Source organism: Rhodothalassium salexigens DSM 2132, assembly GCF_004341375.1.
Classification (GTDB): domain Bacteria; phylum Pseudomonadota; class Alphaproteobacteria; order Sphingomonadales; family Rhodothalassiaceae; genus Rhodothalassium; species Rhodothalassium salexigens.
In genome coordinates this window covers 66,990-86,507 of sequence record NZ_SLXO01000008.1, presented here as the reverse complement: position 1 = coordinate 86,507, position 19,518 = coordinate 66,990, and the positions used below count along the sequence as shown (strand labels likewise).

Annotated in this window: 20 protein-coding genes; 7 read left to right on the top strand and 13 right to left on the bottom strand. The window is 69.9% G+C overall.

The window, feature by feature from the left end:
* Positions 1 to 78 precede the first annotated feature (78 nt).
* From EV659_RS10840 to EV659_RS10825, 4 genes are read left to right on the top strand one after another with little or no spacing between them, the layout of a single operon-like run.
* Entirely contained in the window at positions 79 to 1,650 is a 1,572-nt protein-coding gene (locus EV659_RS10840) for an amino acid adenylation domain-containing protein (RefSeq protein WP_132708907.1), read from the top strand.
* The gene (locus EV659_RS10835) at positions 1,647 to 1,880 is read left to right on the top strand and encodes an acyl carrier protein (RefSeq protein WP_132708906.1); all 234 of its coding nucleotides are present in this window, start codon (positions 1,647 to 1,649) and stop codon (positions 1,878 to 1,880) included. The genes EV659_RS10840 and EV659_RS10835 overlap by 4 nt, the downstream gene beginning before the upstream one ends.
* Positions 1,877 to 2,653 carry an SDR family NAD(P)-dependent oxidoreductase gene (locus tag EV659_RS10830; RefSeq protein WP_132708905.1) on the top strand — a complete coding sequence of 259 codons (777 nt, stop codon included), beginning with the start codon at positions 1,877 to 1,879 and terminating at the stop codon, positions 2,651 to 2,653. Before EV659_RS10835 ends, EV659_RS10830 begins: the two co-directional genes overlap by 4 nt.
* The gene (locus tag EV659_RS10825) at positions 2,650 to 3,807 is read left to right on the top strand and encodes a DegT/DnrJ/EryC1/StrS family aminotransferase (RefSeq protein ID WP_132708904.1); all 1,158 of its coding nucleotides are present in this window, start codon (positions 2,650 to 2,652) and stop codon (positions 3,805 to 3,807) included. Before EV659_RS10830 ends, EV659_RS10825 begins: the two co-directional genes overlap by 4 nt.
* A 3-nt stretch (positions 3,808 to 3,810) precedes the next feature.
* Here EV659_RS10825 and EV659_RS10820 read toward each other — a convergent pair whose 3' ends face one another.
* The 4 genes from EV659_RS10820 to EV659_RS10805 are packed head-to-tail and all read right to left on the bottom strand — an operon-like array spanning position 3,811 to position 7,747.
* The gene (locus EV659_RS10820) at positions 3,811 to 4,257 is read right to left on the bottom strand and encodes a prepilin-type N-terminal cleavage/methylation domain-containing protein (RefSeq protein ID WP_165878851.1); all 447 of its coding nucleotides are present in this window, start codon (positions 4,255 to 4,257) and stop codon (positions 3,811 to 3,813) included.
* Positions 4,232 to 4,708 (bottom strand): type II secretion system major pseudopilin GspG, encoded by a 477-nt coding sequence (gene gspG, locus EV659_RS10815; protein ID WP_132708902.1) that lies wholly within the window; start codon positions 4,706 to 4,708, stop codon positions 4,232 to 4,234. The genes EV659_RS10820 and gspG overlap by 26 nt, the downstream gene beginning before the upstream one ends.
* 19 nt (positions 4,709 to 4,727) lie before the next feature.
* Positions 4,728 to 5,936, bottom strand: a complete 1,209-nt coding sequence (locus EV659_RS10810) for a type II secretion system F family protein (protein ID WP_132708901.1) — start codon at positions 5,934 to 5,936, stop codon at positions 4,728 to 4,730.
* 2 nt (positions 5,937 to 5,938) lie between these two features.
* Positions 5,939 to 7,747 (bottom strand): GspE/PulE family protein, encoded by a 1,809-nt coding sequence (locus EV659_RS10805; protein ID WP_132708900.1) that lies wholly within the window; start codon positions 7,745 to 7,747, stop codon positions 5,939 to 5,941.
* A 200-nt stretch (positions 7,748 to 7,947) separates the two neighbouring features.
* Here EV659_RS10805 and EV659_RS10800 point away from each other — a divergent pair, with 200 nt between their 5' ends.
* On the top strand, positions 7,948 to 8,763 hold the full coding sequence (locus EV659_RS10800) for an SAM-dependent methyltransferase (RefSeq protein WP_165878850.1): 816 nt from the start codon (positions 7,948 to 7,950) through the stop codon (positions 8,761 to 8,763).
* An 80-nt stretch (positions 8,764 to 8,843) separates the two neighbouring features.
* Here EV659_RS10800 and EV659_RS10795 read toward each other — a convergent pair whose 3' ends face one another.
* The 9 genes from EV659_RS10795 to EV659_RS10755 all read right to left on the bottom strand — a co-directional run bounded on the left by EV659_RS10795 (position 8,844) and on the right by EV659_RS10755 (position 17,259).
* Entirely contained in the window at positions 8,844 to 9,947 is a 1,104-nt protein-coding gene (locus tag EV659_RS10795; RefSeq protein ID WP_132708898.1) for a hypothetical protein, read from the bottom strand.
* Entirely contained in the window at positions 9,913 to 10,395 is a 483-nt protein-coding gene (locus EV659_RS10790) for a hypothetical protein (protein WP_132708897.1), read from the bottom strand. The genes EV659_RS10795 and EV659_RS10790 overlap by 35 nt, the downstream gene beginning before the upstream one ends.
* Positions 10,396 to 10,602: 207 nt before the next feature.
* Positions 10,603 to 11,076 (bottom strand): hypothetical protein, encoded by a 474-nt coding sequence (locus EV659_RS10785; RefSeq protein ID WP_132708896.1) that lies wholly within the window; start codon positions 11,074 to 11,076, stop codon positions 10,603 to 10,605.
* Positions 11,063 to 13,087, bottom strand: a complete 2,025-nt coding sequence (locus tag EV659_RS10780; RefSeq protein ID WP_132708895.1) for a secretin N-terminal domain-containing protein — start codon at positions 13,085 to 13,087, stop codon at positions 11,063 to 11,065. The genes EV659_RS10785 and EV659_RS10780 overlap by 14 nt, the downstream gene beginning before the upstream one ends.
* 207 nt (positions 13,088 to 13,294) lie before the next feature.
* Positions 13,295 to 13,921, bottom strand: coding sequence for a hypothetical protein (locus EV659_RS10775; RefSeq protein WP_132708894.1), 627 nt, complete (start codon positions 13,919 to 13,921; stop codon positions 13,295 to 13,297).
* Entirely contained in the window at positions 13,908 to 14,501 is a 594-nt protein-coding gene (locus EV659_RS10770; RefSeq protein WP_132708893.1) for a hypothetical protein, read from the bottom strand. The genes EV659_RS10775 and EV659_RS10770 overlap by 14 nt, the downstream gene beginning before the upstream one ends.
* The gene (locus EV659_RS10765; RefSeq protein WP_132708892.1) at positions 14,498 to 15,607 is read right to left on the bottom strand and encodes a hypothetical protein; all 1,110 of its coding nucleotides are present in this window, start codon (positions 15,605 to 15,607) and stop codon (positions 14,498 to 14,500) included. Before EV659_RS10765 ends, EV659_RS10770 begins: the two co-directional genes overlap by 4 nt.
* Positions 15,546 to 16,568, bottom strand: coding sequence for a type II secretion system protein GspK (locus EV659_RS10760; RefSeq protein WP_165878849.1), 1,023 nt, complete (start codon positions 16,566 to 16,568; stop codon positions 15,546 to 15,548). Before EV659_RS10760 ends, EV659_RS10765 begins: the two co-directional genes overlap by 62 nt.
* On the bottom strand, positions 16,558 to 17,259 hold the full coding sequence (locus tag EV659_RS10755) for a PulJ/GspJ family protein (protein ID WP_279388348.1): 702 nt from the start codon (positions 17,257 to 17,259) through the stop codon (positions 16,558 to 16,560). Before EV659_RS10755 ends, EV659_RS10760 begins: the two co-directional genes overlap by 11 nt.
* Positions 17,260 to 17,444: 185 nt before the next feature.
* Here EV659_RS10755 and gmd point away from each other — a divergent pair, with 185 nt between their 5' ends.
* Positions 17,445 to 18,506 (top strand): GDP-mannose 4,6-dehydratase, encoded by a 1,062-nt coding sequence (gmd, locus tag EV659_RS10750; protein ID WP_132708889.1) that lies wholly within the window; start codon positions 17,445 to 17,447, stop codon positions 18,504 to 18,506.
* Positions 18,499 to 19,488 (top strand): GDP-L-fucose synthase, encoded by a 990-nt coding sequence (gene fcl, locus EV659_RS10745; protein WP_274600031.1) that lies wholly within the window; start codon positions 18,499 to 18,501, stop codon positions 19,486 to 19,488. Before gmd ends, fcl begins: the two co-directional genes overlap by 8 nt.
* Positions 19,489 to 19,518: the final 30 nt, after the last annotated feature.

Here is a 19,518-nt window from a genome sequence, read left to right as displayed (position 1 = left end):
GCACCGCCGCTTAACCGTGTGCGAACCGCTCCGGCCTAGCCTGGAGCGTCGGCCCGTCCCGAGCCCTGGAGCCACGCCGTGACCCGCGCCTATTGCCACAATCTGGCCCTGGCCTTCGAACGCGTCGCAGCACGCAGCCCCCAAGCCCGGGCGCTGGTCTACGGCCCTGGGGCCGCGGACGCGGTGACCTTCGCCACCCTCAACGCCCGCGCCAACCGGATCGCCGGCCTGCTGCGCGACCGGGGCGTCGGCCAGGGCCAGGTGGTCGCGCTGCTCAACCACAAGCGCGTCGACGGCTTCGCCGCCATGCTCGCCTGCCTCAAGGTGGGCGCGGCCTATACCAATCTCGACGACCAGAACCCGCGCGCCCGGCTCGCCCATATGGTCGCCTCGGCCGCCCCCGTGCTGGCGCTGGCCGACGAGACGCCGGGCGAGGCCGCGAGCCAGGTGTTCGCCGACGCCGGTGTGGCGCTCGTCGACCTCGCCGGGGCCGGCGACGCGCTGGCAACCCAAGACGCCGAGAACCGGCCAGAGGCGGCGCTGACGCCGGGCGACGCGCCGGCCTATGTGATGTTCACCTCGGGCTCCACCGGTACGCCCAAGGGCGTGTTGATCAGCCATCAGAACGTGCTCAACCTGATCGCCTGGGCGCGCCAGCACTTCGCCCTGACGCCGGCCGACCGGCTGACCAACGTCAACCCGATCTATTTCGACAATTCGGTGTTCGACGTCTACGCCTCGCTGTTCAACGGGGCGGCGATGATCCCGGTCGACGGCGACACGGTGCGCAACGCCCAGGCGATGGTCGCCCATGTGGACGCGTGCGGGGCGACGCTGTGGTTCTCGGTGCCGTCGCTGCTGGTCTACGCCCTGCGCATGAAGGCGCTGACGCCCGAGCGTTTCGCCGGCCTGCGGGTCATCGCGTTCGGCGGCGAGGGCTTCCCCAAGCCCAAGCTGCGCGCGCTCCACGCCCTCTACGGCCACCGCCTGGCGCTGCACAATGTCTATGGCCCGACCGAGTGCACCTGTATCTGCTCGGCCCTCGAATTGGCGCCCGAGCATCTGGACGGCGACGCAGGGCTGGCACCGCTCGGCCCCCTGGCGGCCAATTTCGCCGGCCGGGTGCTCGATGGCGACCGGCCGGTGGCCATCGACGAGCCGGGCGAGTTGTGCCTGCTCGGTCCGCAGGTGGGGCTTGGCTATGTCAACGCGCCCGAGCGCACGGCGGCTGCGTTCACGCCCGACCCGCTGACGCCCCACTACCGGCGCTGGATGTACCGCACCGGCGACCTGGTGCGCCGCGACGCCCGCGGCTGGCTGCACTTCGTCGGCCGCAAGGACCACCAGATCAAGCATATGGGCTATCGCATCGAACTCGACGAGATCGAGGCGGCGATGAACGCGCTCGGTTATGTGGGCGAGGCGGCGGCGGTCTACCACCGCGACCGGCCGGGCGCCGACTATGGCCGCATCCTGGGCTTCGTCGCCAGCGCCGAGGCGAGCGTCGACGAGGCCCGGGTGCGCGACGACCTGCGCCGCGCCCTGCCCGATTACATGATCCCCAACCGCATCCGCGTGCTGGCGAGCCTGCCCAAATCCCCCAACGGCAAGATCGACCGCCGCGCCCTTCTGGAGACCGAGACCCGATGACCGACCTGACCGACCTGCTCGGCGACATCCTGCGCCTGCCCGCGAGCCAGATCTCCGACGCGACGACCATGGCCGACACCGACAGTTGGGACTCGCTCGCCCATATGGACCTGATGGGGGCGCTCGAAGAGACCTATGAGATCACCCTCTCGGCCGACGACATGGTGGAGATGACCTCGGTGGCGGCGATCCGGTCGGTGCTCGCCCAGCACGGCGTGGCCGGATCATGACCGGCGCCGGCGGTCTGGCCGGGCGGCGCCTGGCGGTCACCGGAGCCGGCGGCCACCTGGGCCGCGCCATCGTGGCCGGGCTGACCGCCCACGGCGCGACGGTGGCCGGGATCGACCGGCTGGCCGCCGACGGGCCCGAAGGCGAAGGCGCGGGCACGGGCGAGGCCGAAACCGCCGGCACCATCGTCGCCGACCTGAGCGATTATGACGCCGCCGGCCGGGCGCTCGGCGCCGCGTGCGACCGGCTCGGCGGCCTCGACGGGCTGGTCAACGCCGCCGGGCTGATCCACAGCCAGCCGCTGATCAATGTGTTGGCCAAGGGCGACGCGCGCCGCCACGGCGCCGACGACTGGCGCCGGGTGCTCGACGCCAACCTGACCAGCACCTTCAACGCCAGCGTCCACGCCGCCGACCTGATGACCGCCAGCCGGACCCGCGGGGTCATCGTCAGCCTGTCCTCGGTGGCCGCCGCGGGCAATGCCGGGCAAAGCGCCTATGCCGCCGCCAAGGCGGGGGTCGAGGCGCTGACCCGCACCTGGGCGCGCGAACTGGGGCCGCTCGGCATTCGCTGTGTGGCCATCGCGCCGGGCTTCATCGACACCGCCTCGACCGCTGCTGCGCTGTCGGAGGCGACCATCCGCCACCTCAAGCGCGCCCTGCCGCTCAAGCGCCTGGGCAGCCCCGATGCGGTGGTCGAGGCGGTGCTGTTCGCGCTCACCAACCCCTATCTGACCGGCGAGGTGATCCGCGTCGACGGGGGCTTCAGCGCATGACCGCCGGCACGCCGCCCACCATCCCGCCACGGGTGCCGGTATTGCGCCCCCAATTGCCCGAGCGGGCGGCGCTCGCCCCCTATCTCGACCGCATCGACAGCGCGCGCTGGTATTCCAACCGCGGCCCGCTGATGGTCGAAGCCGAGGCCCGGCTGGCCGCCCATTTCGGGCTCGACCCCGCGCATATCGTGCTGGTGGCCAATGGCACCATGGGGCTGACCGTGGCGTTGAGCGCGCTCGGCGCCCGGTCGGGCGGCGCGTGCCTGATGCCGTCCTGGACCTTCGCGGGCTCCCCCGCCGCCGCCGCCACCGCCGGGCTGGTGCCGCATTTTTGGGACGTGGACCGGGCGCTGTGGGCGTTGACCCCGGACATCGCCGCCGAGGCCATGGCGACGCTGGCACAGCCGCCCGCCGCCGTCATGCCGGTGGCCCCGTTCGGCGCGCCGCTCGACCGGGCGGCGTGGGACGCCTTTACCGCCCGCACCGGTACGCCGGTGGTGATCGACGCCGCCGCCGCCTTCGACGCCACGACCGAGGTGGACGGTTTCCGCCCCGGCCCGACGCCGCAGGTGATCAGCCTGCACGCCACCAAGGCGTTCGGCATCGGCGAGGGCGGCCTGGTGCTGTCCACCGACACCGCCTTGATGGACCGGGTCCGAGCGGTGGCCAATTTCGGCTTTCGCGACCAGCCCGTGGCCGAGGTCATGGGCTGGAACGCCAAGCTCAGCGAATATGCCTGCGCTGTGCTGCTGGCGACCCTCGACGCGTGGCCGGCGCGCCGCGCCGCCTGGGCCCGGCGCACCGCCTGGTACATCGACGCGCTGGCACCGCTCGACGGCGTGACCCTGGCGCCGGGCTATGGCGACGGCTGGGTCTCGTCCTATTGCTGTGTGCGGGTGGACGACGCCGCGGCGCTGGCCCGGCGGCTGGCCGACCAGGGCATCGAAACCCGGCCCTGGTGGCGCCAGGGCTGCCACCGCCAGCCGGCCTATGCCGCGCAGCCGCGTGGCCCCCTGCCGAACACCGAGGCGCTGGCGGCGACCACATTGGGCCTGCCGTTCTCGATCGACCTGGAGCCCGAGACGATCGGCCAAGTCGCCGCCGCCGTCGCCCGGGCGCTCGACGAGGCGCTCGGCGAGGCGCGCCCCCGCTGAGCCTCAGCCGGCCGCGCCGCCGGGCACGATCTCGGTCGCGCAGAAGGGCGGCGAGACGCGGATGGTGCGCGCGCGCCCGGCCGCGCCCCGCAAGGTCACCGCGCCGGGCTCGCACAGACCCAAGGCCGAGACGCTGAGCGCGCCCTGATACGCCCATGTCCAGCCCGCCAACCCGTCGTCGAGCGGCACCAGCACCAGCCCGGCCCCGGCCCCGGCCTGGCCGGGGTCGAAGGTCAGCGGCTGGCCCAGCAATTGGGCGCGCAGCGGCGCGGCGCGGATGCGCCCGGCGACCCGCTCGGCCGCCTCGGTCATCTGCGCCGCCTCGATCCGGGCGTTCAGGCGCGGCACCGTGAGCGTCAGCATGACGCCCACGATGGCGATCACCAGCATCACCTCGAACAGGGTGAAGCCCGCCTGGGCCGGCTTAGCGGTCGGACGAGATATCGGCATCCAGGCCTTCGCCGCCCTCGCGGTTGTCGGCGCCGTAGCTGTAAACCTCGGCCACGTCACGCGGTCCATCGGGCGGGCTGTAGCGATAGGGATTGCCCCACGGGTCGACCGGCACGCCGCCGTCGAGATAGGGACCGTACCACTGGCTGGCCAGCGCCTGATCCTCGGGCGGGTTGACCAGCAGCTCAAGGCCCTCCTGCTCGCTTGGATAGCGGCCGAGGTCGAGGCGCATGGTGTCGAGCGAGGTGCGCAACATGCGCACCTGGGTCTCGGCGGTGGTCACCTTGGACCGGTCCAGCTGGCTGAACAGGCGCGGGCCCACCAGGGTGGCGATCACCGCCAGGATCGCCATGACCACCAACAGCTCCAACAGGCTGTAGCCGGCCTCGGCCGGGCGGCGCGGGCCGGTCGGGCGCGGCGCGGGAAGAAGGAAGGATAACAGACGGCGCATCAACGCTCTCGCTCCTCGTCTACATATTGAAATCATAGAGGCTGGTCATCGCCAGCACGATGCCGAGCACCAGCGTGCCGACCACCAGGGCGATCAGCAGGATCGCCACCGGTTCGGCCAGCGTGGTCAGCCGCTTGGCGCGTTCGCGGGCCTCGTCGTCCAGAATGTCGCTGATGAACAGCAACATCCGATCCATGGCGGCGGCCTGGCGCCCGGTGCGCACCAGGTCGGTGAAGGTGGCGTCGAGCGCAACGCCCTCGGCCAGCGCCTCGTCGAGCGGCTGGCCGGCGCGCACCGCCCGGCGCGCCTCGCGCAGCCCTTGGGCGAAGGCGGGGCTGGAGACCGCGCGCGACGCCAGGTCGAAGGCGGTCAACAGGTCGGCGCCGTTGGTCATGGCGACGCCCATGGTGCGCGCCCAATTGGCCAGGTCGGCGCGGGCCAGAAACGGCCCGATGAGCGGCGTCTTGTCGAGCAACTCGCGGGTCTGGCGGCGCACCCGGGGCGAGCGCACGGCACCGACGCCGCCGACCAGCGCGGCCGCAAGCGCCAGGCCCACCACCCAGACATGGTCGCGAAACAGCGCCGAACTGGACAGCACCAGCCGGGACAGAAACGGCAGATTGTCGGTGTTGTCGCCGATCAGCTTCTCGAAGCGCGGCACCACCACGGTGAACATGAACAGGGTGATCAGCACCCCGGTGCCGGCCAGGAAGGCGGGATAGGTGAGCGCCGAGCGGATCTCGCCGCGCAGGGCGTTCTGCTGCTCCATGCGCGTGGCGGCGTCGCCGAGCGCGCCGGCGAGCGCACCGGTGCCCTCGCCCAGTTCGGCCAGCCGCGCCACATAGTCGGGCAGATCGGGCATATGCTGGGCAAGCGCGGTGGACAGCCGCTCGCCGGCGCGCAGCGACTGGCGCAGCGCCCGGCTCTGGTCGCGCAACTGCGGGTGGCCGCCGCGGCCCATGCTGTCCATGGCCTCCATCAGCGGCAGCCCGGCCGCCAACAGGGTCGCCAACTGGCGCACCCAGCGCGCGCGTTCCTTGGCGCTCGGCCCGCGCCGCAGCCTGGCCGCCAGGCCGCCGCGGCCCGCCCCGGCCACCGGCTTGATCTCGAACGGGTCGAGGCCCTTTTCCTGCAACCGGGCGAAGGCGTCGCGGTCGGACGCGGCCTCGATCCGCCCGGCCATCACGCCGCCGTCGGCCTTCAACGACTTGTGGCGAAACTCGGCCATGGTCAGCCGGACCCGACCAGGGCCGCGCGCGCCGCGCCCTCACCGGCATCGCCGGCCCCGGTGCCGGGCGCGTCGACGGTCGCCGCGCCGCCGGTGCCGAGCACGCGCATCACCTCTGCCAGCGTGGTGCTGCCGGCGCGCGCCTTGACCGCGCCGTCTTCGAGCAGGGTCATGAACCCCTGGCCGCGGGCCAGCCGCGCCAGCTCGCGCAGCGGCGCGCGGGCCATGATCGCCTCCTGCAACGCGTCGTCGATGGCGGCGATCTCGAACAGCGCCTGGCGACCCTGATAGCCGGTGCCGCTGCACGCCCGGCAGCCGACCGCCCGGCGCCAGGCCGCCGGCGTCGCCGCCAGCGCCTCGGCCATCACCGCATTGTCGCCGGACAGGCGCGCCAGGAACGCCTCGTCAGCCCGGATCGCGGCCGGGTCGGTGACCGGCTCGCTGCACTCGGGGCACAGCCGGCGCACCAGCCGCTGGGCCGCGGTCCCGCGCAGCGCCGAGGCGACCAGGAACGGCTCCAGCCCCAAATCGGTCAGCCGCGGGATCGCCGCCAGCGACGAGTTGGTGTGCAGGGTCGAGAACACCAAATGGCCGGTGAGCGCCGCCTGGGCGGCGATGGCGGCGGTTTCGCCGTCGCGGATCTCGCCGACCATGATCACGTCGGGGTCCTGGCGCAGGATGGCGCGCAGGCCGCGCGCGAAGGTGTAGCCGATGTCGGCCTTGACCGGAATCTGGCTGACCCCGTCCATGTCGTATTCGACCGGGTCTTCGATGGTGATGATCTTTCGGATGCCGTCATTGACCTGTTGCAGCGCCCGGTAGAGCGTCGTCGACTTGCCCGAGCCGGTGGGCCCGGTGACCAGGATGATGCCGTTGTTTTCGCCCAGCAGCAGGTCGAGTTGCTGGCGCGCCCGCCCTTCGAGGCCGAGGCTTTCGAGGTCGAGCAGCGTGCGCTGCTTGCGCAGCAGACGCAGCACCAGGCTCTCGCCCCACGATGTGGGCAGGCTCGACACCCGCAGGTCGATCTCCTCGCCGCCGACGCGGATGGTCTGGCGGCCGTCCTGGGGCAGCCGGCGTTCGGCGATGTCCATGCCCGACAACAGCTTGACCCGCGACACCACGGCGTCGAAGCGGCGCTTGGGCTGGGTGGTCTTGGTGTGCAGCACGCCGTCGATGCGGCTGCGCACCTGGAAGGCGTGTTCCGACGGCTCGATATGGATGTCCGACGCGCGGTCGGTCAGCGCCTGGGCGAACACGCCGTTGACGAAATCGATCACCGGCGCTTCCTCGGCCATCTCGCGCAGCCGCTGGGCGTCGGTCAGGTCGTCGTCGCCCATAGCATCGTCGCCGCCGGCGGGGCTCATCAGCGCCAGACACGCGTCGATCAGCGCGTTGGGGGCCAGGTGATAGACCACGCGCCCGTCGCCGATGGCCCGGGCGGCCGCCCGGCTTTCCAGCGTCTCGCGCACGGCGGGGTCGAGGGTGCGGCGCGGCGCGGCGTTCAGAGCGCCGGCGTCGTCGAGCCACACCGGCACCTCCTCGCCCTGGTACCAGCCGGGCGGCAGGGCGAGCGCCGTGCGCGCGGCGTGCGCGGCCTCGGCGCCGGGGGCGGTCTCGGGCGTCAGCACGCCCAAGCCCAGTTGCGCGGCCAGATGGGCCAACAGGTCGGGTTCGCTCAACGCGCCGAGGCGCAGCAGCGCCTGGCCGAACAGCCCGCCCACCTCGGCCTGGAAATTGGCCGCCTCGATCTGGTCGCGCGGGGTGATCACCCCGGCGTCGAGCAGGATATCGCCGATGCGTCGTGCGTCCATGGCCGGACCTCTTGACCGGTGGCGGGTGGCGGTGACCGGTGGCGGTCGGGCGGTCCGCCGACACCGGGCGGCGACCGGCGGCACCGCGCGGCAACCGGGCGGCGCTGACAGCCGGCGCGGCCGCGGCTATGCTGCGCGCGCCCGCCGGTGTGCGCCCCGCCGCCGACCGTCACCGCCAGCCCTCTTGCGGAGTGTTTAGTATGGCCAGCCGACCCGAGCAAGACATCGTCCCCGCTGCCGAGCCTGGGCTCAAGGCCGGCGACGCGCATTACACCGCCTATGTGGGCCCGCCCGAGCAGTACGACTTCATGGGCGCCACGCAATTCCGGCTGTTGTGCAGCCTGGGCCTGCGCCGGGGCCATCGGGTGCTGGACATCGGCTGCGGGTCGCTGCGCGCCGGACGGCTGTTGATCCCCTATCTGGACCCGGGACGCTATCACGGCATCGAGCCCAACGCCCATCTGATCGACGCCGCGTTCGACCACGAGCTGGGCCACGACATCCGCCGGATCAAGGCGCCGCGCTTCGCCCATGTGGACGATTTCTCGATCCCCTTCGACGGCCGTTTCGACATGATCGTCGCGCAGTCGATCTACAGCCACACCGGCACCGCGCTGCTGGCGCGAAGCCTGACCGCCATCGCCGGCGCGCTGGCGCCGGGCGGCCAGGCGCTGGTGACGATCATCGAGGGCGGCCGCGACCATCCCGGCGACCATTGGGTCTATCCCGGCTGCGTGACCGTGCGCCCGGCGACGCTGCGCCGGCTGGCGGCGGATGCGGGGCTGGGCTGCGAACGCCTGGCCTGGTTCCACCCGCGCCAGACCTGGTACCGGCTGACCGGGCCCGAGGGGCGGCGCTTAAGCTGGCGCGATCGGCGCCATCTGAGCGGCGCGGTGCTGGGCGACCCGACGCTCAGCCTCAGCCACCGCCCGCTGGCGCGCGCGCTGGCGCGCCTGCGCCCCTGGGCCGCCCGGCGCCTGCCCGACGGCCTCAAACGCGCGCTCAAGCGCCGCTGACCGCACAAAAAAGAGGGCGGCCGGTTCGGCCACCCTCTCCATTAGTCAAAATAGCGTCGAGGCTATTTGACCATTTTCTTTCAATTGTTCTCGTCACCGAGGTCGGTGAAGCCACCTTGCGGCTGGAACAACAGGCGGCGAACTTCCGCACCCGACGCTTGTTGAATAGTGAACTCAACGTCGGCCCGCAGGGCACCCGACTCCGGCAAGGTGATCTCGCCCGCGTCAGCGAGGAAAGCGCCAAGCGCGGCCCCGGTCAGAATGTATTCTTGCCCACCAGAATTCGACAGCGCCGAGGTGATGTCGAAATCCGTCGGCCCCGTTTGACCATCCTGCGTGTTGGTGACGGTCACGAACACAGGATTTTCAGCTTCCAGGCCCGTGAAACGGAAGGCGCTGTTCGCACCAGCACCGGCAAGATCAACCCACTCGAACGGACCTTTACTTGCGCCCTCACGCTCCAGGCCAGCCAAGGCGGTCGCCGCGAGCGTCGCGCTCGCAATCGTCTCGTCCGAAGCATTCTGCGAGGTAACGCTGGCCGTGATCGATTGCTCCAGCGCCGAGGCGTCACCGGCCAACGCCAGCGTAATCGTTTCACCCGTTACAGAAGGACCGGCTTGATCGTCACTGTTGGCAACCAATTCCGCAACCGTGAGATTGGTCCCGGCATCCAGCGTCACACTGAACACATTCCCGTTCTGGGTCAAAGCCGTCGCATCACCGCCGCTTCCGATCGTAATACCGGAAACGCCCGTCGCATCTTCAAGCGTGACCGTGAGTTCGACCGTATCCGGTTCGCTCACAGTCGTACCACCGCCAAGCGTGGTAACAGGGGTGGTAGTCCCGGTGAAATCCAGCGACAGAACACCCAGGTCGCCGTTGCTACCACCAGCAAAGCCCGAAAAGATCGGATCGGCCGACAGGTCAAGGAGCGGCGCATCACTGTCAGCGACAAAGGCCGTAGCGAACGGGGCCACAACCTCGAAGATGGGGTCGTCAAGGGCATCGGTGGACGCAACCGTCGTCGGGCTGGCGGTCAGGGCGAATTGCACCGACGCATTCCCCTGATTGCCGACGGCCGTACCGCCGGTCGTCAGGATAACCGGGATCTCAAACGTGAGGATCCCATTTTGGCTACCAGTCGTACCATCACACAAATTCAGGTCCGAAACATCTTCGAACACAAAAAACGTCTGACCGGGCGCACCCCCCAGAGTCCACGCCACCGAAGGTCACCTCAGCGCATTCATCAACCGGGGCTCCCCCACCAGTATCCGCAACGCTAGAACCGATTACGGGCGTCCCGTTCAGCACGAAACCCGTGCCCGACAGATCCACACGGACATTGGCCGGGCTGGCCCCAACGCCGAAGGCGTTTGTCGCATCTGTGACACGCAGAATCAGCGTCGCCGCTTGCGTCGCACCGGGTTCTGCATCGGACGTGATGAGCGTCGTGCCGCCATCACCGACGAGATCATTAGTCCCGAAATCATTCCCCGCGTCAATTTCTTGAGTATCGGTACCCACAGTGAGCGCCGTTTGGGCATTTGCCGCCCCGGTAAGGGCAATGGCCGCAGCGCTGCCAAGCAGAAGCTTTTGCCAAATTTTCATTGTCGGATCGTCCTTTTCCAAGATGAGTCTACGGCTCAAGGGATTGACCATGGTCGCGCCGCATGGCGTACATCGACCGGCCAGCCACTCCCCCATGGCGACCTGTGCATTTAGAAGAAGCCCGAAAGCGCTGTCAAGACGGGGCGCGGCGGTTTCCTCGCGCCGGGGTGACAAGATTGCGGGATCGCAACAATTGTCGCCAATAGAGAGCGTGGCGAGCGCCCGAAATCAAAACGACATGTTAACGGATGTTAACGGACGCCAGCCCAATTGGGCGACGGTCCAGGTGCGCGGCGGGTGGCCCGGGCGCTCGATCCGCGCGGCGATGTGGAAGGGCTGGACGAGAAACCGGGCCGCTGTGCCGGTGCCCGCATTGACCGCCCGGCGCGCCGGGGCGGTGGGCGTGGCGACCCAGCGCACGCGGGCGCCGGCGGCGTCGAAGGCGCCGCGGCGGGAGCCATCGACCGCCGCGGCCAGGTCCGGCGCCATGGCGGCCCCGGCGGGCAGCGGGTTGAGCGTGCGCAGACGCGCCAGCACCGCCCGGTCCAGCTCGGCGCGGGTCTGGGCACGCTCGACCGCCGCGGCGGCGCGGGTCGCGCCCTGCTGGACCGCGAACAAGGGCAGCAGGGCGGCCGCCAGGATCGTCAGCGCCAACAACGCTTCAAGCAGAGAGAAGCCGCCGGCGGCGTCACAGCGGGTCATCGGAGAGCCGCGTCTTGAGCTTGAACGGGTTGGCGAGCGCGCGGTTGATGTCCTCGGTCAGATAGTCGACGAAACGCTGTTTGTCCTCGGCGTTGCGGATGATGTAGGCGGTGATGATGACCAGCAGTTCGGTCTTGTTGGATTCGAGCGTTTCGACGCTGAACAGTTTGCCGAGCCCGGGGATGTCCTTGAGGAACGGCACGCCGCTGTTGTTGACCGTAATGTCGTCCTGGATCAGCCCGCCGAGCACCGCGGTGCCGCCGTCTTCCAGGGTCAGTTGCGTGGTCAGGTTGCGGTTGGAGATGGTCGGGCTGGCGATCGCGCCGCTGGCGCCGAGCGAACTGGACACCTCCTGGGTCACTGTCAGATCGACCCGGTTGCGGCCGTAGACGATGGGTTCGATGTCCAGCAGCACGCCGGTGGAGCGGAAATTGACCTGCTGGAGGATGTCGGTCTGACCGCCTTCGCCCTGCACGTCGGACGCCTGCTGCGAGGTGATGACCGGGATGTCGGAGCCCACCTGGATGCTGGCCGAACCGCCCGAGCGCGCCACCAGCCGCGGCGTCGACAGCACATTGATCTGTTCGTTGCTGGCGAAGGCGCCCAGGGCCGCGCGCACGTCGCCGGTGACCAGGGCCGCCGACAGCCCACCGCCCGGCAGTTCCAGCCCCTCCGCCGTGCCGATGTTGAAGTCCACATCGTTGCCGCCGATGTTTTCGGCCAGCCAGTCGACGCCGAATTCGGTCTGGTCGGTCAGCGTGATCTCGGCCACCGTGACCTCGATCAGCACCTCGGGAATCGGGGTATCCAAACGTCGTAGCAGTGGCAGGACGCGCTGATAATCGCTCGGCGAGCCGGAAAAGATCAGCCGGTTGCCCTGTTTATCCACCACTATAGCGCCGCCATTGTCGGTGCGTGAGGCGGTGTTGGTGCCGCTCTGGCTGGTGCGGTCGGCCGCGCCGCCCGCGCTGCGTCCACCCGACAGCACAGCATTGGCGGTGTCAGCGAGGATTGCAGCGTCGGTGTTCTCAACGTCATAGACAAAGATTTGTTGCACATCGCCTTCTTGTTTCGGCTTATCTAGATACGATAACCAGTACGATATTCGTTCAATTGCTTTTTCTTTTTTCGCAAAAACCAAAATTTCGTTAGAAAAAGAAATCGGCACGATATGTATAGGGTAGAAAGAATTTTGGCCAAAGGATACTTGCCACCCTTCCGACTCAAGAACATCTTTTAGCTGTCGACCCAGGTCTTCGGCCTCCCAGAACGTAGGGGCGAATGCGACAAGCATAGATTCTGAAAATTGAAGACGATCCATACTATTGATGATTTGGACTGCAGCAGCTACATCTTCAGGCAATCCATTGAGAACAATTGAGCCGGAGCGTGGATCTGTTCGCACTGCCAACGTATCGCGGTCAGGAAATGCCTGTTGAAGCAATTGCTGCATATCCAAAGCCCGAATCGCGTCCAATTGCACGAACTGCACCACCGGGCGCAGGTCGGCGGGCGTCGAGGCGTGGGCGCGGCTGCGGATGAAGCGCGGGCGGCGGGCGCGGGCGCTTTCCTCCTCGATGATCTGGTAGAGCCCGTCGGCCGGTGCCACGCGCACGCCATATTCCTTGAGGGCGGTGGACACCATGGACAGGAAATCCGCCGCCGCCAGCCGGCCCGACGAGCGCAGTTGGATCACGTCGGCGCGCTTGGCCACCTTCGGCCCGGTGGCGTAGGGCAGCTTCAGCATCTCGCCGAACACCACGTCGATAAAGTCGGGCAGCTTGAGCGCCGGCACCGCGGCGTCGACCGTGTCGACCGCCGGTTCGGGCGCCTTAGCGGCGGCGGCCTGGCCCGCGGCGGTCCCGTCGCGCAGGGACGGCACCCGGTCGAGGCTCAGGCGGGCGTCGAACGGGCGCTTGAACGGCCGGTCGGGGGCGGCGTCTGGCTCGTCGCCCGCGTCGCCGTCACCGATGCGGGCCGCTTGCGGGCCGTCGCGGTCGGCGCGCGCCACCTTGCCGGCAAGGGTGTTCTGGTCGATGCGCGGCGCCTCGCTGGTGACGCAGGCGCCGAGCAGCAGGAGCGGCAGCGCCCAGGCGGCGCGCCCGATGGCACGCCCGGACCGACACGGGCGGAACCGGCGGAACCGGTGGGGCAAGCGGGGCGGGCGGAGCGATGGCGCGGTGCCATGACGAGCGAAAAGCGGGATCAAGGCAGGGACCTATCCGTCATTGTCCGGGGCGTTCCCGGCGTTTTGGCCAGTGGGGGCGGCGGCGCGCGCGCCGGGCGGCACGGCCCGGCGGAACACCGGGCGGGTCTCGGGCTCGCCTTGTTGGTAGCGCACGCGGATGGCGTCAAGGGTGATGTGGAGGATGTGCCAGCCGGGCACCGGCTCCTGGCCCTGCCACCAGCCGAGGATGCGGCCGTCCGGGTGGGCCAGATAGACCGTCGGGCGGTCGTCCACCAGGGCGGCGGCGACCACCGGCGGGAAGGTCGGCCGCTCGGCCGCACCCGCTGCCGCCGCTGCGGCCGCTCGGGCGTCGTCCTCGATGCCGGCGCGGTCGGCGAGCGTGGCGGCCAGCGCCTCGGCATCGCCGAACTTGTCGCTGGCGATCAGCCGCCCGGTCAGCGTCACCGGGTCGAGACCGGCGGCAGCCGCGGCACGCGCCGCCGGGCGCGGCAGATCGGCCCAGTCGCGGCCCAGGCGGTCGCCGCGCGCCTCGCCCGAGCGGTCGAGCGATCCGGCGACGAGCCCGGCGACCGCGCCCAGGACGCCGAGGGCGGCCACCAGCGCCAGGCTCGGCGAAATCCGGACCGGCGTGGACGGGAGACGGCTAATCGGTGGCATCGGCGGTATCGGTTTTGGCGGCGGCTTTGCGGTAGGGGGCGAAGCCCGCGACCCGCAGCGCGGTGCGCCGGCCGTCGAGCCGGGCGTTGACCGAGGCCGGGATCAGCCGCGGCTCGTGCAGGCTGAGCGCCGACAAGAGTTGCAGCACCGCCACCTCGTCGCCGCGAATCGAGAAGTCGAATTCCAGCACCTCGCGGCCGTCGACCGCCAGCGGGTCGGGCGACACGGTGGCGTTCAAGCTTTCCACGCCGGCGGTGCGCGCCATGGCTTCCAACTCGGTTTGGATGCGCGCCGCGGCGACGCCGGGCGTGGTGGCCGACCAACCGGCCTCAGTCCAGGCGGCGCGGACCCGGCGCGCCTCGGCCGCGCGGGCGGCCCAGGTGTCCATATCGGCGGTGTCGACGATGGCGGCGAGCCGCGCCTCGGCAACGCGCGCCGCCTGCCTGGCCGCGTGCGCCCGGTCGCCGAGCAGCATCACCAGCCAGACCGCGAGCAGAACCGCCAGCAGCTTGAGCCCGAGCACCGTGCGCTCGGTGGTCTGGGCGGCGAGCCAGGCGCGGGCCGAGGTCAGCAGGGTCATCGCCCGGCCTCGGCGAGCGTGGCGAACTCGGTGGCGAAGCGGCCGAGATCGGCCTCCACCTTCATCACCGAGCGCGCGCCGGGCAGCAGGCTGACGCCCGACCAGCCGTCCAGTTCTTCGAGCGTCTGCACCAGGGCGGCGCCGTCCTGGCGGCCGAAATCCTCGATCCACAGGGTCACCCGGCCATCGGCATAGGCGACCCGCTGGATATGAAAGCGGAACGCGTCGAGCGCCTGGACCGCTTCGAGCAGACTGCGCACCAGCAACGCCTCGTCGCCGAGCGCCGCTTGCGTCTCGATGGCGCGCAGGGCGGCGAGGCTGTCGCGCCGGGCGGCGAGCAGCGGTCGCGCCGCCTCGCGCCGGGCGGCCAGCGCGCGCTCGGCCTCGGCGGCGCGCCACGCGGCATGGCCCCACTGGACCGACTGATAGGTCACCGGCGCCGCCAGGACGATGGCGGCCAAGCTCAGCGCGCGCGCCCGCACCAGCGCCGGGGCCCAGTCGCGCACCGGCCCGTCGACGATCGGCTGCGCGCGCCACGCCGGCGTCTCGGGCGGCGGCACCGGCTGCCCGGCCTCGAACCCGACGCCGGCGGCCTTGAGAAACGCCTGCCAGTCGCCGGGCGTGGGCAGGGCGCGCCACCAGCGCGACACCCGCAGCGCGCCGTCGCGCCACACCTGGCCCTCGACGCCATCGAGACAGCGGACCAGCCGGGCGCCGGTGGCATCCCGGCCCGAGGCCATCAAGGCGCTTTCGGGGATCAGGTCGGCGCCGGTTGCATCGCCCTCACCCTCACCCGCGCGGCCCAAGGCGGCGTCAACGGCGGCTTGGTCCCAGGTCCACACCGCCGTGCCCGAGGCGTCGGGGGCCATGTGAAGCCCCAAGGTCTCGAACGGCGCGCGATAGTGCAGCTTGAGGCGCAGGGCTTGGCGCGCCCGGGCGCTGCGATGATCGCCGGGGATGAACTGAAACTGACACCGCGCCCGGGGCAACACCACCAGCCGGCGACCGAACCAGCCGCCGGCCTCGACCAGATCCAGCCGCCCGTCACCGATCAGCGCGCTCACGCTCGGGCGGAAGAAGCGGCGGAAATGTGCGGTCAGCGTCATTGCCAGCGGCCTTATCGGTTGTGTCGTCGCGCAGCAGCCGTCGTTTGAAAGGCCGGTCGGCGGCGTTGGGCGTGCGCTCGACCAGGATCGTCCGCGCCAGGGTCCGGGGCCCGACCGGGCTCAAATAATCGGCATAAAGAGTCAAGTGAACCGTGTCGGACGGCGCCTTCGAGACGGTATTGACCGGGCTGCCCAATTCTCGAAGAGCCGCATCGATCACGTCGTCATCGAATGCTTCTGCCAATCTTTTCGGCATAAATGCCGTGCTGATCGGGATAGACCGTTGTGCGGTTGTTGTAAAGCGAGACAGCGCCCCCCCGGCCCACAAGGCGTCCTGCTCGTCCCAGCCGAGAACCCGGCGCACTTCGCCGACGGTGCGAAACGGCGAATTGGTCGGCACGGAACGCTGCACCAGCCGGTAGGCGGGCCGCTCGGCGCCCAGGAAGCGCCGGCGATTGTCCTCGTCGCGATAATCCAGAAGCCGGGCGGCCAGGCGCCGGGCCTCGTCGCCCCGGATGTCGAAGAGCCCTAGCAAGGCGACGATCTCGGCCGCCGACCCGGTATTGACCGAGACCAGCCCGGCGGCGTCCTGATAGGCGACCAGCACGCCGTTGGCGTCGCGCCGCATCCCGCCATTGCCGGCCCAGTAACTACCCGCGTTGGCGGCCGTGGCCAGCGCCCGGTCGAAGCCTGCCCCGGTCGTCTCTGGCGCATCGGTGTCGACGCCGCCGGCCGCCGGCTGGGCGGTCAGCAGTTGATAAAGCGCCCGCGCCTCGGTGCTGGCCAGCCGCTTCTCCGCCTCGACCCGATCGCTCAAGCTTTGCGCCAGGGATTGACCGCGTTGCGCCGCCTCGACCCCGATCAGGGTGATGGTGGCGTAGACCAGCACGAACACCAGCACCAAGGGCAGCGCAAACCCCGCCGCCCGGCGCCCGGCCGATCTATGGGCCCTACTGAACATCTTGAATCCGGAACGGCAGGCCGGTGCTGGTGCCGACCGTGGCGATCCAGGCCTGTGGTCCGCGCGCGTCGACGAAGCGAATGCGAATGGCCTCGGGCAGCGGCGGGGTGTCGAAATACTGGCCGTCGGAAAAGAAGCCATTGCCGGGGTTTTCCTCCGGCGGCCAGCGGTCGAGCCAGCGCCCGTTCAGGGCCAGATACTCGACCCGCACGTCGCGCACCGGGTCGGCCAACACCACGTCGCGATCGACCAAGCGCAGGCGCAAAGGCCCGACGCCGCGCCCGGCCACTGCCTCGATCGAAAACGGCGTCAACGCCGCCTCGGACGCCGACGCCGCCTGCCCGGTCAAACCGGAAAACCCGCTCGGGCCGCCGCGAAACCGCGCTTCCTCCTGTTCAGGCCAGGCCGGCAGCAGGTGCACGACCACCTGGCGAAACACCTGCGCCCGCACGCCGCCTTCCCGCGCCCGGTCGAAGGCGGCGTCGATGCGCTGCATATTGCCCCAATGGGTGGTCACCGACTGAAACAAAATGGTGCTGACCAACGACACGATGGCCAGCGTCACGATCACTTCGATCAGCGAAAACCCGCCAGACGCGGCCCGCCGCGACCATGGCTGCTGGCGATCGTGCCCGCACCCACGACGCGCGCCCCGGGCCGTTCCGGTCGGACGCCCTCGTCCTGCCCCCACGCCTCGCAAGCTGTCGCTCCTTTGTCCACGCCGCCCCGTCGGCGCCGCCCCGGCCAAGGACGGCCTTGGCCGAGACCCGATAATTTCCTAACCAAGAAGTAAGGCTCAAGGGCCTATCGCATGATGGTGGCAGATGCCATACGCCGCCAGCCGTTTTGCACGCGCCAAGGCCCGGGAGAAAGATCATGACCAAACGCGCGCTCGTCACCGGCGCCACCGGACAGGATGGCGCCTATTTGTGCGAATTCCTGCTCGACAAGGGCTATGAGGTGCATGGCGTCAAGCGCCGGTCGTCGTCGTTCAACACCGAACGCGTCGACCATCTCTATCGCGACCCGCACGAGGCCGACACGCGCTTCTTCCTGCACTATGGCGACCTGACCGACGCCACCAACCTGATCCGCCTGGTCCAACAGGTGCAGCCCGACGAGATCTACAATCTGGCCGCCCAAAGCCATGTGCAGGTGAGCTTCGACACCCCGGAATACACCGCCAACGCCGACGCGCTCGGCACGCTGCGGCTGCTCGAAGCGATCCGGATCCTGGGGCTGGCCGACACGGTGCGCTTCTATCAGGCGTCCACCTCGGAGCTTTACGGCAAGGTGCAGGAGACCCCCCAGCGCGAGACCACGCCCTTCTACCCGCGCAGCCCCTACGCCGCCGCCAAGCTCTACGCCTATTGGATCACGGTCAATTACCGCGAAGCCTATGACCTGTTCGCGGTCAACGGCATCCTGTTCAACCACGAAAGCCCGATCCGCGGCGAGACCTTCGTCACCCGCAAGATCACCCGCGCGGTCGCCGCCATCACCCTCGGCCTGCAATCGACGCTCTATCTGGGCAATCTGGACGCCAAGCGCGACTGGGGCCACGCCAAGGACTATGTGCGCGGCATGTGGCTGATGCTGCAACACCACCGCCCGGAAGACTTCGTCCTGGCCACCGGCGAATGCCACTCGGTACGGGACCTGGTCGAACTGGCCTTCGCCGCCGCCGACCGGCGCCTGGTCTGGCACGGTGCGGGCGTCGACGAAGTGGGCCGCGACGCCGACACCGGCGAGGTGCTGGTGCGCATCGACCCGCGCTACTTCCGCCCCACCGAGGTGGACCTGCTGTTGGGCGACCCGTCCAAGGCGCGCGAGCGGTTGGGCTGGCGCGCCGAGATCGGCTTTGAAGACATGGTCCGCGACATGGTCGCCCACGACCGCCGGGTGCTCTCCGCCAACGGGTTCCACCACAATGACTGACGCCGCCGCGCACGCCGCTGCCCCAAAAGCCGCCGCCAGCGCCCCGGTCACCTACGACCTGACCGGCGCCCGGGTGTTCGTCGCCGGCCATCGCGGCATGGTCGGCAGCGCGCTGTGCCGGCGCCTGGCCCGCGAGCCGGTCACCGTGCTGACGGCAGCGCGCGACACCGTCGACCTGCGCGACCAGGCCGCCGTCACAGCCTGGTTCGCCGAGGCGCGGCCCGATGCGGTGTTTCTGGCCGCCGCCAAGGTGGGCGGCATCCTGGCCAACGACCGCAGCCCGGCCGATTTCCTCTACGACAATCTGATGATCGAGGCGAACCTGATCCACGCCGCCCACCAGACCGGGGTGGCGAAGCTTTTGTTCCTGGGCTCGTCGTGCATCTACCCCAAGCACGCGACCCAGCCCATGGACGAGGCGCAGTTGCTGACCGGGCCGCTGGAGCCCACCAATGAATGGTACGCCATCGCCAAGATCGCCGGCATCAAGCTGTGCCAGGCCTATGCCCGCCAGCACGGGCGCCGGTTCATCTCTGCCATGCCGACCAACCTCTATGGCCCGGGCGACACTTACGACCTGCAGACCAGCCACGTGATCCCGGCGCTGATCCGCAAGATGCACGAGGCGCGCAGCGCCGGCGCCCAAACCGTCACGCTGTGGGGCAGCGGCCGGCCGCGCCGCGAGTTCCTTTACGTTGACGACCTGGCCGACGCGCTGGTGTTTCTGATGCGCCATTACGAGGCGCCCGAGCACGTCAATGTGGGCTGGGGCGAGGACGTGACCATCGCCGAGGTGGCCGAGCGCATCGCCGCCGCCGTCGGCTTCACCGGCCGGTTCGACTATGACACCACCAAGCCCGACGGCACGCCGCGCAAGCTGTTGGACACAAGGCGGCTCAACGCCTTGGGCTGGCGGCCGGGCGTAACCCTGGACGACGGTCTGGCACGCACCTATCGCGCGTTCCTGGCCGACCACGGCTGAGCCCGCAAAAGGCGGCAAAAAACCACCGAC